This window comes from Segatella asaccharophila, assembly GCF_054687055.1.
On record NZ_BAACAN010000010.1, the window covers coordinates 54,789 to 69,414 of the forward strand.

The following is a 14,626-nucleotide window of genomic DNA, read 5'->3' on the forward strand; positions in this document are numbered from 1 at the left end:
AATATGAACGAAAACATCAGGATTTCCTATCCGGATTCGGAGAAGGTGTATATCAGAGGTACGATCTACCCTGACCTTAAGGTAGCAATGAGAAAGGTGACACTGACACCTACCGTTACAGTAGTCAACAATGAAAAGAGAAGAGAAGAAAATGCTCCTGTCTTTATCTACGACACCAGTGGCCCTTACAGTGATCCGAATATTCAGATTGATTTGCATAAGGGACTGCCTCGTTTGCGGGAGCCCTGGATATTGAAAAGGGATGACGTAGAGCGACTGCCGGAAGTAAGTTCGGAATATGGACGGATGAAACTTGCGGACCATTCGATAGACCATCTGCGGTTCGCCCATCTCTCTTTGCCTTATCGGGCCAAGAAGGGACATGGGATAACTCAAATGTATTATGCCAAGGAGGGGGTGGTCACTCCTGAAATGGAATATGTGGCGATCCGGGAAAATATGAACTGCCATGAACTGGGAATCGAATCTTATATCACACCGGAATTTGTCCGGCAGGAGATTGCTGCAGGACGTGCCGTCCTTCCTGCCAACATCAATCATCCCGAGGCAGAGCCAATGATCATTGGCAAAAACTTCCTGGTGAAGATTAATACAAATATCGGTAATTCGGCCACATCGTCAAATATAGAAAAAGAAGTGGAGAAAGCGGTATGGAGTTGTAAATGGGGTGGTGATACACTGATGGACTTGTCTACGGGAGATCATATCCATGAGACCCGGGAATGGATTATCCGCAACTGCCCCGTTCCGGTCGGTACGGTCCCTATCTATCAGGCGATGGAAAAGGTGCATGGCAAAGCGGAAGATCTCACCTGGGAACTTTTCCGTGATACCCTTATTGAACAGTGTGAACAGGGAGTGGACTACTTTACGATTCATTGCGGTATCCGTCTGAAGAATATCCATTATGCTGTCGAAAGGCTGACCGGTATGGTTAGCCGGGGTGGCAGCATCATCTCCAAATGGTGCCAGATGCATCAAAAAGAGAGTTTTCTATATGAGCACTTTGATGACATCTGCGATATACTGGCCCGATATGATGTTGCTGTATCGCTGGGTGACGGATTGCGCCCCGGCTCTATCTATGATGCCAATGACCGTGCCCAGTTTGCCGAACTTGATACCATGGGCGAACTGGTTCAGCGTGCCTGGAAGAAGAATGTCCAGGTCATTATCGAAGGCCCCGGTCATGTGCCTATGAATAAGATCAGAGAGAATATGGAGCGGGAAATAGAAAAATGTCATGAAGCTCCGTTCTACACCCTCGGACCTCTCGTTACGGATATTGCACCGGGATATGATCATATCACCAGTGCTATCGGTGCAGCACAGATAGGATGGTATGGTACGGCAATGCTTTGTTACGTCACTCCGAAGGAACATCTGGCACTGCCTGATAAGGATGATGTGCGTACAGGGGTGGTGGCTTACAAGATTGCTGCCCATGCCGCTGATATTGCCAAAGGGCATCCTTGTGCAACTGTCCGAGACAATGCGTTAAGCAAGGCGCGGTATGAGTTCCGGTGGAAAGACCAGTTCAATCTGTCGCTTGATCCGGAAAGGGCACTCGAATTCTATAAGGCTGCCAATCATGTAGGGGGTAAGTACTGTACGATGTGCGGCCCGAATTTCTGTGCCATGCGCATCAGCCATACTTTAGGCAAAGAAAATGATTGTTCAATAAATAATAAAAAGAAATGATAGAAACACAAGTGTCAAAAGGTATTATCAGTACCTATTTCAGTAAATTGGAAAAGAATCTTGAACTGGACGTGGCTATTGTCGGCGGCGGACCTTCTGGTATCGTGGCTGCTTACTATCTGGCAAAAGCCGGACTCAAGGTGGCACAGTTTGATCGCAAACTTTCTCCCGGCGGCGGCATGTGGGGTGGTGCTATGATGTTCAACCAGATTGTCATCCAACAGGAAGCGCTTCCTATAGTGAAGGATTTTGATATTCATACCACTCCATATCAGGACGGCCTCTATGTGATGGATTCCATAGAAAGTACTTCGGCTCTTCTCTATAAAGCCGTTCATGAAGGTGCAACCGTTTTCAATTGTTATTCGGTGGAAGATGTCGTGTTCAAGGACAATAGGGTGAACGGTGTGGTAGTCAACTGGACCCCGGTATTGCGTGAAGGACTTCATGTCGACCCTCTGAATATCATGGCAAAGTTTGTCATTGACGGAACAGGACACGATAGTGAGGTGTGCAAGACCATAGCCCGTAAGAATGGCGTGTGTCTGAATACCGAAACAGGGGATGTCATCGGAGAACGCTCTCTGGATGTTACAGCCGGGGAAGAAGAGGTGGTAAAGGGAACAAAAGAAATCTATCCGGGACTGTATGTCTGTGGTATGGCCGCATCAGCGGTGTCCGGTACTCCTCGTATGGGACCGATCTTCGGGGGTATGCTCATGTCCGGGAAAAAGGTTGCGGATGAGATCATCGCACGACTCAGAAAATGATGCATTACGAAGATGAAAATTATCGTTATTACTTCTCCCGGCGCTTTGCCGGGAGAAGCATCTGCTCTCTGCCGGCTGTTGGATAATGGAATAACCAGTATCCATATCCGGAAGCCTGACTGGGATGAGCGTCAATGCCGCCAACTCCTTGAGCTGATACCTGAGCGATATTACCACCAACTCGTCCTGCACCAGCATTTCAAACTCTGTCAGGAGTTTCATCTGCAAGGGATACATCTTAACAAGCGCCATTTTTGGATGCTTCTGTGACCATCTGATCCTCTGTCTGCAAGGGATACATCTTAACAAGCGCCATCCGTTCCTTCCGGTACATCATGAAGGTACGGTAAGTTGCTCTTGCCATTCCCTCGAAGAGGTAGCCGTACGGAAACAGGTGATGGATTATGTCTTCCTCAGTCCTGTCTTTGATAGTATATCTAAATCCGGCTATTGCTCGGCTTTCCCTCTGTCTGCTCTGAAACAGGCTCAGGAAGAAGGTATCATTGACCGGAAAGTCATTGCTTTGGGAGGTGTCACCTACGATAAACTCCCATTGCTTGAATCCCTTTCCTTCGGAGGCGGAGCCATGCTCGGAGAAATATGGGGAAAACCTGATCTCTGTTGATTGCCGTATTCCGGTCATTCCTTGCGGAGGAAATTTATTCCTTCCTTTATTGTAAGGTGAAAGGTACGGTCTGTACATCCTGGCAGTTGGGACCTACCATAACATCGAAATCTCCCGGTTCACAGACATAATGGAGGTCGCTGTTATAAAACTTCAGTTTGTCAGCGTTGATCGTAAAAGTGACGGTCTTTGACTCTCCCTTATTCAGATGGATGCGGGCAAAATCTTTCAGCTCCTCTACCGGCCGTGAAATACTGGCTACCCGGTCACGGATATAGAGTTGTACGACCTCATCCCCGTCATAATTTCCGGTATTGGTAACGGTTACTTTAGCCTGGATACTGTCCTCAGGAGTCATAGAACTCTTGTCGAGTGTGAGAGGACCATATTTGAAAGTAGTATAGGATAGTCCATAGCCGAAGGGATAGAGCGGATCATTATCCACATCAAGATAATCACTACGGAATTTCGTGAACCATTTCCCCTCTTCGAGCGGTCTTCCTGTGTTCAGGTGATTATAGTAGAGAGGGATCTGTCCCATGCGTTTGGGCATGGTAAAGGTCAGGTGACCGCTCGGAACCTTGTCGCCGAAGAGTACATCGCAGATGGCTGGTGCAGCTTCCGTTCCACCGAACCAGACATTCAACAGGGCAGGGAAGTTCTGGCTTTCCCACGTCATTACGGTAGGACGCCCGTAGAAACTGACGAGCACGATCGGCTTGCCCGTTTTCTTCAGTGCAGTCAACAGATCTTTCTGAGCATCATAGAGTGTGAGGTCTGAACGGCTGCTGCATTCCCCGCTGCCTTCTGCCGGCTCTCCGATGGCTGCCACGATGACATCAGCTTTCCGTGCTGCAGCTACAGCTTCATCGATCATCTCCTTCGGGCTCCGGGGGTCCCATTTCATACTTCCTCTGGAAGTGTTTTCTTGTAATTGCTTGTCATAGCAGATATTTGAGCCTTTGGCATAGAGAATATTTGCGTGGCTGCCTGTAGCTTCTTTCATGGCATCGACCAGGGACAGGCATTTGTCCGCATCAGCGGTGACACTCCAGGTGCCGACCATCTGGTTGCCGGCGTCAGCCAGCGGACCGATAACGGCTATTGTACCTTCCTTCCGGAGGGGGAGGAGATTACCCTTGTTTTTCAAGAGGACGAAGGTTTCTGCGGCAAGATCACGTGCGGCAGTCAGACTGGCAGGGGTAAAGGTTACTTTGGCAGCCCTCTTCCTGTCCAGATAGCGGTAAGGATCATCAAAAAGTCCGAGTTTGTATTTGGCCTCAAGTATACGGCGGCAGGCCTGATCAATGGACTGCTGGCTCACCTTGCCCTCTGACAGTGATTTCTCCAGTGTTCTCGTAAAACCTTCCGAAACCATATCCATGTCCGTCCCTGCATTGAGTGCCAGGGCTGAAACTGCCTGGAGGTCTTTTCCCACTCCATGGTTGATCATCTCCTGGATGGCGGTATAGTCGGTGACGACAAATCCCTTGAATCCCCACAGATCACGTAGGACATGTGTCAGCAGCCAGTGATTGCCGGTAGAAGGGATATAATCGACAGTATTAAAAGAGGTCATGACACTTCCTGCTCCTGCTTCCACGGCAGCTTTGTAAGGTGGAAAATATTCGTTGAACATCCTAAGGTGACTCATGTCCACCGTATTGTATTCGCGGCCGGCCTCAGCTCCGCCATAGAGCGCAAAATGCTTGATGCAGGCCATCATGGTGTTATCTGCCTTCAGGTCGGTGCCCTGGTAGCCCCTGACGACTGCCTTGGCGATCTGTGCTCCTAAGTAGGGATCTTCTCCTGAACCTTCTGCCATCCGCCCCCAGCGACCGTCGCGGCAGATGTCTACCATGGGACTGAAGGTCCAGCAGATCCCGTCTGCGGTAGCTTCAGTAGCAGAGATACGGGCGGCGTTCTCAATCGCCTTCAGATCCCAGCTGCAGGAACTGGCCAGGGGGATAGGAAACTCGGTCTTATAGCCGTGGATGACGTCCAGACCGAAGAGGAGAGGAATCTTCAGGCGACTTTGCCTGACGGCAATGTCCTGGACGGCACGGAGATTCTTTTCTCCGGTTAAACCGAACAGTCCACCGACTTCTCCTTCACGGATCTTTTCTGCTACGCCGCTGCTCTTGCCTTCCCCGGTGATGATGCTTCCGGCGGTAGGCAGGTCAAGTTGACCGATCTTCTCTTTCAGGGTCATCTTACTCATCAGCCGGTCGATAAACTGGTCCATCTTTGTGTTATTCTCCTGGGCTCCGGCAATGACCGGTGATAAGAGGAAGAAAAAGGTTAAGGTGTAAAATAGTTGTCTTGTCTTCATGATTTCTTTAAAGTATGAGTTGGTAATGGATTTTTACAGGAATCCCTGGTGACGGAGTGCCTCGATCATTCCGCTGGACAGAGTGATATTGTCTTTCTCGGTGTATCTGATGTCTGTATAGACTTGTGCCAGTGTTTCTTTTTTGTTTATCTCTACAAAATGCCGGTTGTCTTTCCGGTTCTCTTTTTCTGCATAAAAACGGTCTATCTTTTCGGGTGTGTAGTCTTTGTAGTGCTCATCATGGATGATGGCCTGCAAGGGCAGGCGATCACTTTGTGCGGGATTTTCATCCGGCCATCCTAAGGTGATGGTGGCGACGGGAAATACAAGCCGGGGGAGTTTGAGGGTATTGATGATCAACTGGGGCATATAAATGGTGGTCCCCAGGAAACAGGTGCCCAACCCGACCTCTTCTGCCAGGTTGCAGAAAGTCTGGGTATAGAGCAACGCATCAGTAGCAGCGTTCATAAAACTCAGGAAGTTATCATATCCTGGAGCTGCTTTCCTGTCTTTCGCCCAGATGGTGGTCCGCCGGAAGTCTGCGCAGATCGTCAGGACGACAGGTGCTCCAGTGATCATCGGCTGGTTGAAATGAGCAGGCGCAAGGGCCTTCTTTCCTTCTTCACTCCGTGTGATGATGATACTGTAGAGTTGGAGGTTGCCCATTGTAGGGGTATGCTCCGCTTCTTCTAAAAGTTGGCTTAGGAGGGCTTCACTGACTTCTTTGTCAGAATATTTGCGTATACTTTTTCTTTGATTGAGTGATTTCATTTATCGTTTCTTTTATTTTCTGATCAATTAAGGTCGACTTTTGGGAGGATCTTGTCACAAAGATAACTGAAATTGAAGAAACAGGCAAATAATTTGTTTTTATTAATAGTCTGAAAATATCTTCATTGATGGATCGGATCTGGAAAAGGAGAACCTTGAAGGATTATACCGTTGGTGTAAGTATTGGATGTAAAGTAATTGATTTTATGTTACTTTGTTCATGATTTTATTCCATTTTTAGGGAAACGTGCTTCTGAAAGTCATCCGAAAAACAAATCTTTAGGCCTCAAATTCCTTTGAAAAAGTTGGCCATTTCCGAAAATAATAAGTTATATTTGCAAAACAATAGAGAACACTATTCATCAAAATATGGAACGTAAAACCTATTCTTTTGAAGAAGCGTACGAAGAGTCTTTAAAGTACTTTGGCGGTGATCAGTTAGCTGCCAGGGTGTGGGTAAACAAATATGCCATGAAAGACAGCTTCGGACATATCTTCGAGAAATCACCGGTGGACATGCACTGGCGCATTGCAAATGAAATTGCTCGCATCGAGCAGAAGTATCCCAATCCTATGAGTGCCCGGCAGGTCTTTGACCTGCTTGACCATTTCCGCTATCTGGTACCGGGAGGGAGCCCAATGGCAGGAATCGGTAATAAGCATCAGGTCTCGAGCTTGAGCAATTGTTTCGTCATCGGCCTGGAGGGTGATGCGGATTCTTACGGAGCCATAATGAAAATAGATGAGGAACAGGTACAACTGATGAAGCGACGGGGGGGCGTGGGACATGATCTGAGCCAGATCCGCCCGAAAGGCTCACCGGTCAACAACTCTGCCCTGACCAGTACGGGACTGGTGCCGTTCATGGAACGGTACAGTAATTCTACTCGTGAGGTGGCGCAGGATGGTCGTCGCGGCGCTTTGATGCTTTCGGTAAGCATCAAGCATCCGGACAGTGAGGATTTCATCAATGCTAAGTTGGAAGAGGGTAAGGTTACTGGCGCTAATATCAGCGTGAAGATCGATGATGAATTCATGAAAGATGCTATCGCTGATGAACCTTACGTGCAGCAATTCCCGATTGACGCGAAGGACCCGAAGATGACAAAGACGATTTCTGCCCGTAAACTGTGGTGCAAGATCGTGCATAATGCCTGGAAGAGTGCCGAGCCTGGGGTCTTGTTCTGGGATACGATCCTCCGTGAGAGCGTGCCCGACTGCTATGCTGATCTCGGATTCCGGACTGTGAGCACGAATCCTTGTGGGGAGATCCCGCTCTGTCCTTATGACAGTTGCCGGCTCCTGGCAATCAACCTCTATTCGTATGTGGAGAACCCGTTCACGAAAGATGCTTATTTCAATTTTGATAAATTCAAGCAGCATGTCCAGTATGGCCAGCGTCTGATGGATGATATTGTCGATCTGGAGATGGAGAAGATTGATGGCATTCTGGATAAGATCAAGCGTGATCCTCAGAGCGAAGAGGTGAAGTATACGGAATATCATCTCTGGGAGAAGATCAAAAAGAAGAGTGGTGAAGGCCGCCGTACGGGTCTTGGAATTACCGCTGAGGGGGATATGCTGGCAGCCTTGGGCCTGCGCTATGGAACTCAGGATGCGACGGACTTCAGCGTTTCTGTCCATAAGAACCTGGCCCTGAATGCTTATCGCAGTTCTGTAACAATGGCTAAGGAACGCGGGGCTTTTGAGATCTATGATGCTAAACGGGAATCACATAATCCTTTTGTCCTTCGTATTAAGGAGGCTGATCCGGAACTGTATGGGGATATGGTCAAGTATGGCCGCCGTAATATTGCGTGCCTGACTATCGCTCCCACAGGGACAACATCTCTGATGACTCAGACTACTTCCGGCATTGAACCTGTATTCATGCCGGTATATAAGCGCCGCCGGAAGGTGAATCCCAGCGATGATGACGTCCATGTGGATTTTGTCGATGACGTGGGTGACAGTTATGAGGAGTATATCGTGTACCATCAGAAATTCCTGGAATGGATGAAGGTCAAGGGTATAGATACGGCTAAAAATTATAGTCAGGAGGAGATTGATGACCTGGTGGCCCGCTCTCCTTACTATAAGGCTACCGCTAATGACGTCGACTGGTTGATGAAGGTAAGGATGCAGGGTGCTATTCAGAAATGGGTGGACCATTCCATCTCCGTAACGGTCAATCTGCCTAATAATGTCGATGAGGCACTGGTCAACAAACTCTATGTTGAGGCCTGGAAATGTGGCTGTAAGGGATGTACGATTTACCGTGACGGTAGTCGTGCCGGAGTCATGGTGTCGGTTTCCAAAAAGGACAAGAAAACGGGTAACGATCAAGACGGGGATGCTCAGAAGGAAAATGAGGTGAAGGATAATAATCTGGAAGAGAAGACTGCTTTCAAGCGTCCCACGGTTACGGAGGTCCGGCCTAAGGAGTTGGATTGTGATATCGTCCGTTTCCAGAACAATAAAGAGAAATGGGTGGCTTTTGTCGGTTTGCTGGACGGTTATCCGTATGAGATCTTTACTGGACTTCAGGATGATGAGGAGGGGATTGCTCTTCCGAAGAATGTCACTAAGGGGGAGATCATACAGCAGACGAATCCGGATGGCTCTCACCGGTATGATTTCCAGTTTAAAAATAAACGTGGCTATAAGACTACTGTTGAGGGACTGAGTGAGAAGTTCAATCCTGAGTATTGGAATTATGCTAAGTTGATTTCTGGAGTACTCCGTTATCGGATGCCCATTGATCATGTCGTCAAACTGGTTACGTCTCTCCAACTGAAAGATGAGAGTATCAATACGTGGAAGAATGGAGTCGTAAGGGCCTTGAAGAAATATATCGTGGATGGCACGAAGGCGAAAGGCCAGAAATGCCCGATATGTGGACAGGAGACTCTGGTCTATCAGGAGGGCTGCCTGATCTGTACCAACTGTGGCGCAAGCCGTTGTGGCTGATCGTCTGGGATTTTTTACGGCGTGATGGGCTGCGGCCTGTCACGTCGTAAAAGGGAACTAAGCCGTCATGATGAGCTGGATCCTTTTAAGGGCTGTGGGTATGTGTGAAATCAGAATGGAGGAATCTTCTATAATCAACTGGATATGACATTAACTGAAAGTGAAATCATACTGAAAGGTATGCGTTTCCATTCCTATCATGGTGTAGGTGCACAGGAACATCTTACGGGCCAGGATTTCATCGTGGATCTTCGCATCCATTATTCGATAGAAAAGGCTATGGTCTCTGATGATCTTGAAGATACCTTAAACTATGCTGATCTCTATAAGGTCATCCGGCAGGAGATGAACACTCCCAGTTGCCTTCTGGAAAGGGTGAGCGGAAGGATCGCAGAACGGTTGTTCCGGACCTTTCCGGCTATTCGGGCCCTTGACTTGAACGTGATGAAAATCAATCCTCCCATGGGGGCTGACTGTGAGGGCGCCGGCATAGAGTCGCATTTTATCAATGAGAAGGACAATGGGGGACAAGAAAGGTAAAGTTATGAGTTTATCTGAGAAGGGTGATCATTTATCTGTACTGTTCGATGACCAGATATTTAATATTCAAAGGTTTGGGGGAATATCTCGCTATTTCTGTGAAGTCATGACCCATATCCCGATGGATTATGATGTCGCCGTAAAATATACAGATAATTATTATCTGAAAGAATACCGGGTGGACAGGCATCTGAAATCTGTCCCTCATTTCATCTTTAACCGGTTAAGAAAAAGATTGCTGCTAGATAATAGGGCTCTGGTAAAAGAACTTCTTGATACTTCTTCTCCCTGCGTCTTTCATCCTACCTATTATGATCCTTATTTTTTAGATTACCTGAACGGGCATCCTTATATTATTACGGTACATGACATGATCCATGAATTATTCCCCGGACAGTTTGCGGATGCAGATAAGGTTATCCGCGAGAAGAAAGAGACAATTTGCCATGCTGACCGGATCATCGCAATTAGCGAAAACACCAAAAAGGATATTGTCAATATCCTGAATATTGCTCCGGAGAAGATTGATGTGATCTATCATGGCAATAGTCTTCACCCGTCTATACATAAAAACAGACTGTCTTTGCCTCCAAGGTATTTGCTGTTTGTCGGTGACAGAACTTTTTATAAAAATTTCTCCCTTTTGCTTAGAGCCTTTGTACAGATCAGAAAACAGGAAAGAGGACTTATCCTGATTTGTACGGGAAAGCCATTTTCTAAGGGTGAGTCTGAAGAGATGCGACAGTTGGATCTGTCTGCATCTGTCTTGCATGTTGCTGCTGCTGATTCTGATCTGGAAGAACTGTATGGAAGAGCACTCCTTTTCATCTTTCCTTCTCTTTATGAAGGCTTTGGTTTACCGATTCTTGAGGCCTTTGCTTGTGGGTGCCCGGTAGCTCTCAGTAATACAAGTTGTTTCCCTGAGATAGCGGGAGATGCAGGATGCTATTTTGATCCCCATAATCTGGACTCAATGGTAGATAGTTGCCTGCGACTGATCAACGATGATGCGGAGCGCAGGAGACTGGTGTTGAGAGGGAAGGAAAGGCTTAAATTGTTTTCGTGGAATAAAACTGCTCTCCAGATGGTAAAGGTATATCAAAAATTTTTTTAATATGGAGCAATTAACATCCAGAAAAAATCATCCTCTCCTGACAATAGTCACTGTAAATTTTAATAATGCAGAAGGACTGGAAAAGACGTTGAGGAGTGTCCTGATGCAGTCCTTTGATGATTATGAGCATATTATCATTGATGCGAAGTCGACTGACAAAAGTGTTGGGATTATCAGGGAATATGCTGGTGAAACGACAAAGTTAAGTTTCTGGTCATCAGAACAGGACAAGGGAATCTATGACGGAATGAATAAGGGAATTCTCCGGGCTAAGGGAACTTATCTGCTCTTTCTCAATTCCGGTGATTGTCTGAACGGGGATATTCTGAAATCTGTGCCCTTTGACGGAACAGATTACATTTGCGGACATTCGCTTTCTAGAAATGAAAATGGTGACAGGATGCTGGAATCACCGGATCGGATTGACTTGGCATATCTCTATGATGACTCTTTGCCCCATCAGTCTTGTTTCATTAAGAGGAAGTTGTTCAACGGGCATTTATATGATATTCATTACAGGATCGTTTCCGACTGGATACATTCTGTGGACAGTCTTGTCCTATACGGATATACTTATAAGTCCATTCCTCTTATTGTAGCTATTTGTGACGGGACAGGTATCAGCCAGAACACGACAGCGGTAAATGCAGAGAAGGCAAAATGGTTCCAGCAGGAAATGTATGGCCATCTAGAAAAATTAATCGTGGATTTGGCAGATGGCAGGGATGAGAAAAGACGGACGTATCTGGCTCGGAATTTCTACCCTATGCTTTGTGATTATGTTGACTATCATAAATCTCGGTTGCAACCTGTTATCCATTACCTGAACAAGACCGATAAGTTTGAGAAGAGGGTGTTAAAAATCATCACTTTTCTCTGCAGTTTGAATAAGATATTTTCTGGTCACAGGTTTTGATATTGTCGGTCGGCGGTTTCTTCATTGATGTGAAATCCTATCCGTAAGATGGTAGTTTCTTTAGTCTATGGTCTTTTTGGGTAGGATAGAGAAAAGGGGATGAGCATTGCAGCCGTTTTACGTGCAGTCATCCAAAAATGAGGAAGTTGGGCGGATAAATGATAAAACTGAATAAAAGATAGTAGTTTTTGAGAGAAATTCGTTACTTTTGCATTAAACTGACATTTGAGGAATGAAAAGACATTTTGTAGTCGTTTTATTGGCTTTGCTATCCTCCGTTCTGATTGTACCGGTTTCTTTTGCCGGTTCTGTCAGAAACAAACGGTTTACATTGGTCATTGATGCCGGGCATGGAGGACACGATACGGGTGCAATAGGAGCAATGTCAAATGAAAAAGACATCAATCTTAAGGTCGCTTTGGCTTTCGGACGGGATGTAGAGCGTAATTGCCCTGATGTGAGGGTGATCTATACGCGGAAAACGGATGTGTTTGTGCCTTTGATGGATCGGGCGAATATTGCTAATCGTAATGATGCCGATTTGTTCATCTCTATTCATACGAACGCACTTCCTGATGGCAGAGTAGCCAGGGGGTTCGAAACCTGGACGCTGGGGATGCATCGTGCGAAGGATAATCTGGCTGTCGCTATGAGGGAGAATTCCGTTATCTCTATGGAAAAGGATTATAAGGAAACTTACCAGGGATTTGATCCGAATTCTTCTGAAAGCTATATCATGTTCGAGTTTATGCAGGACAGGAATATGGCGAAAAGTGTGGATCTGGCGGAGATGATTGAGCAGAATGTCTGCAGTCGTGCACATTGTATCGATAAGGGAGTGCACCAGGCCGGATTCCTTGTCTTAAGAGAAACTTCCATGCCGAGTTGCTTGATTGAGCTGGGGTTTATCACTACTCCTGATGAGGAGCAGGAATTGAATGACAGTAGCAAGGAAGAGGCTATTGCGGATGGAATCTATCATGCTTTTGTGGAATATAAGAACAAATATGGTCGTCGTATTACGGTTCCTTACCGCAGTACATCGAAACAAAACCTCGATATTCCTCAAATTGTTCCGGGCAGCTCAGTTCAGCAGGATGACCAGTCTTCTTCTAAGGTGTCCAGTTCGGATAATTCTCATTGGGTCCTGGTCACTCCTCAGAATAAAAGTATGGGTACCTCACGGCCGGTTGATGGTTCTTCGTCTGCTTCTCAGCCTGACAAGCGCTTGCGCCCGTCAGCCTCAAAAATGCCTGAACGTTCGGTGAGGCCTGTCAGAAAAGAGACCGTTGATCATCGTAAGGAGGCAGAGGATGTGGATATTCCTGTATTCAAAGTACAGTTCTTGGTTTCAAGCAGGCAGTTGAAGGCAGGGGATGCTTCCTTAAAGGGACTGGATGATTTTGAGGTTTATCATGAAGGCTCTCTTCTCAAGTATACTACAGGAGGATCGACAAACTATAATGAAATTTACCGGTTGCGTAAGAGTTTGCTGGACCGGTTTCCGGATGCGTTCATCGTCGCTTTTAAGAATGGGGAAAGAATGGACGTGAATCAGGCGATTACGGAGTTTTTAAATAACAGGAAAAAATAGGGTTTATGAAGAAAGAATTCACCAAAGAGGTTAAGATTGCTCTTGTAGCAATTGTCGGGATTATTGTCCTTTTTTTCGGAATTAAATTTCTGAAGGGGATGAACCTGTTCTCAAATGATGATACTTATTATATGACTTTTCGAAATATTGCCGGATTAGGAACTGCTGCGCCGATTTATGCTGATGGGTATAAAGTGGGTACGGTCAAGAGTATCCAGTATAATTATGCCGGGAATGGTCCTATCCGGGTCAAGATCGGCGTGGAAAAGGGGATGCGTATTCCTCTGGGGAGCAGGGCGGAAATCCAGAAGGACATCATGGGTAATATGCAGGTGGATATTCTGATGGCTAATAATCCAGCCAATAGAATAGAACCGGGACAGGTCATCCCCGGAATCATGGATGGAGGGGTGATGGCTAAGGTTCAGGGTATGGTGCCTTCTATAGAGAAGATGATGCCTAAGATCGATTCTATTCTCACGGGTTTGAATGCGTTGGTGTCTAATCCTGCGTTGGTCAGATCTCTTCATAATATCCAGGTAACAAGTTCTAACCTCGCTCTTTCTAGCCGCCAGTTGAATATCCTGATCACTGGTCTTAACCAACAGGTACCGGGGCTGATCCGCCGGGCTGACGGAACATTGGATAATGCAAACGGGATGATGGTCAATGGCCGTAAATTTACGGATAACCTGGCCTCTCTGAATATTCAGAAGACCATGTCACAGATCAATGCCACTCTTGAGCAGGTCTACCAACTGAGTGAAAAGCTCAATGATGAAAAAGGGACGCTGGGAAAACTGATGAAAGATCCGGCTTTGTATGATAATATGAATGCGACGATGCGCAGTGCCGATTCGTTACTGATAAATATAAAAGCTCATCCTAAGCGGTATGTGCATTTTTCCGTGTTTGGGAAAAAAGATAAATAATTAAGTCGCAAGTGATCATTTTATCCTCTCCATTCAATGTCAATGGGGAGGATTTTTTAATCTCATCCTTGAGGAGATCTGAGGTTCCTGAAGGGGGGGAAAATCCGGGGGCAGGAAGCCTCTCACTAATTAAATTTTGTCTAAATAGAAGGAGGCTTTGTTTCACACTCTTGTAAATCTTGTTTTAGTATTTGAAAATGAGCTGGTTTAGAGTCTGTCCCGGAAGTGTTTCACTCCTTGTATTATCACTTTTTCGAAAAGTTGATATATCGTTAATTGTCAGTGCTTTATAGAATTGTGAATAAAGAACAGGATGAAAGGAACCTTAAAATCTCTTAAT

The 14,626-nt window shown here is 46.3% G+C and carries 12 protein-coding genes; 10 read left to right on the forward strand and 2 right to left on the reverse strand.

From position 1 onward, the window contains the following. Window positions 1–3: 3 nt before the first annotated feature. The 4 genes from thiC to ACYRYG_RS07865 are packed head-to-tail and all read left to right on the forward strand — an operon-like array spanning window position 4 to window position 3,117. Window positions 4–1,722, forward strand: coding sequence for a phosphomethylpyrimidine synthase ThiC (gene thiC / locus ACYRYG_RS07850; protein WP_460197957.1), 1,719 nt, complete (start codon window positions 4–6; stop codon window positions 1,720–1,722). Then, the gene (locus tag ACYRYG_RS07855) at window positions 1,719–2,492 is read left to right on the forward strand and encodes a sulfide-dependent adenosine diphosphate thiazole synthase (protein WP_460197958.1); all 774 of its coding nucleotides are present in this window, start codon (window positions 1,719–1,721) and stop codon (window positions 2,490–2,492) included. The genes thiC and ACYRYG_RS07855 overlap by 4 nt, the downstream gene beginning before the upstream one ends. A gap of 12 nt (window positions 2,493–2,504) precedes the next feature. Further along, the gene (locus ACYRYG_RS07860; protein WP_460197959.1) at window positions 2,505–2,762 is read left to right on the forward strand and encodes a beta/alpha barrel domain-containing protein; all 258 of its coding nucleotides are present in this window, start codon (window positions 2,505–2,507) and stop codon (window positions 2,760–2,762) included. A gap of 25 nt (window positions 2,763–2,787) precedes the next feature. Next, on the forward strand, window positions 2,788–3,117 hold the full coding sequence (locus ACYRYG_RS07865) for a thiamine phosphate synthase (protein ID WP_460197968.1): 330 nt from the start codon (window positions 2,788–2,790) through the stop codon (window positions 3,115–3,117). Between the two features lie 46 nt (window positions 3,118–3,163). Here ACYRYG_RS07865 and bglX read toward each other — a convergent pair whose 3' ends face one another. Further along, window positions 3,164–5,449 carry a beta-glucosidase BglX gene (bglX, locus tag ACYRYG_RS07870; RefSeq protein ID WP_293424024.1) on the reverse strand — a complete coding sequence of 762 codons (2,286 nt, stop codon included), beginning with the start codon at window positions 5,447–5,449 and terminating at the stop codon, window positions 3,164–3,166. A gap of 33 nt (window positions 5,450–5,482) precedes the next feature. Next, window positions 5,483–6,220, reverse strand: a complete 738-nt coding sequence (locus ACYRYG_RS07875) for a nitroreductase family protein (RefSeq protein WP_293424022.1) — start codon at window positions 6,218–6,220, stop codon at window positions 5,483–5,485. 369 nt (window positions 6,221–6,589) lie between these two features. Between ACYRYG_RS07875 and ACYRYG_RS07880 the strand changes: the two genes are divergently transcribed. The 6 genes from ACYRYG_RS07880 to ACYRYG_RS07905 all read left to right on the forward strand — a co-directional run bounded on the left by ACYRYG_RS07880 (window position 6,590) and on the right by ACYRYG_RS07905 (window position 14,286). Continuing rightward, window positions 6,590–9,190 (forward strand): adenosylcobalamin-dependent ribonucleoside-diphosphate reductase, encoded by a 2,601-nt coding sequence (locus tag ACYRYG_RS07880; protein ID WP_293425746.1) that lies wholly within the window; start codon window positions 6,590–6,592, stop codon window positions 9,188–9,190. 144 nt (window positions 9,191–9,334) lie between these two features. Further along, entirely contained in the window at window positions 9,335–9,730 is a 396-nt protein-coding gene (gene folB / locus ACYRYG_RS07885; RefSeq protein ID WP_293429611.1) for a dihydroneopterin aldolase, read from the forward strand. Further along, window positions 9,711–10,844 carry a glycosyltransferase family 4 protein gene (locus ACYRYG_RS07890; protein ID WP_460197960.1) on the forward strand — a complete coding sequence of 378 codons (1,134 nt, stop codon included), beginning with the start codon at window positions 9,711–9,713 and terminating at the stop codon, window positions 10,842–10,844. Before folB ends, ACYRYG_RS07890 begins: the two co-directional genes overlap by 20 nt. Before the next feature lies 1 nt (window position 10,845). Then, window positions 10,846–11,760 (forward strand): glycosyltransferase family 2 protein, encoded by a 915-nt coding sequence (locus ACYRYG_RS07895; RefSeq protein WP_293429617.1) that lies wholly within the window; start codon window positions 10,846–10,848, stop codon window positions 11,758–11,760. 232 nt (window positions 11,761–11,992) lie between these two features. After that, window positions 11,993–13,354, forward strand: a complete 1,362-nt coding sequence (locus ACYRYG_RS07900) for an N-acetylmuramoyl-L-alanine amidase family protein (RefSeq protein ID WP_293425466.1) — start codon at window positions 11,993–11,995, stop codon at window positions 13,352–13,354. A gap of 5 nt (window positions 13,355–13,359) precedes the next feature. After that, entirely contained in the window at window positions 13,360–14,286 is a 927-nt protein-coding gene (locus tag ACYRYG_RS07905; protein ID WP_293431834.1) for an MlaD family protein, read from the forward strand. Window positions 14,287–14,626 lie beyond the last annotated feature (340 nt).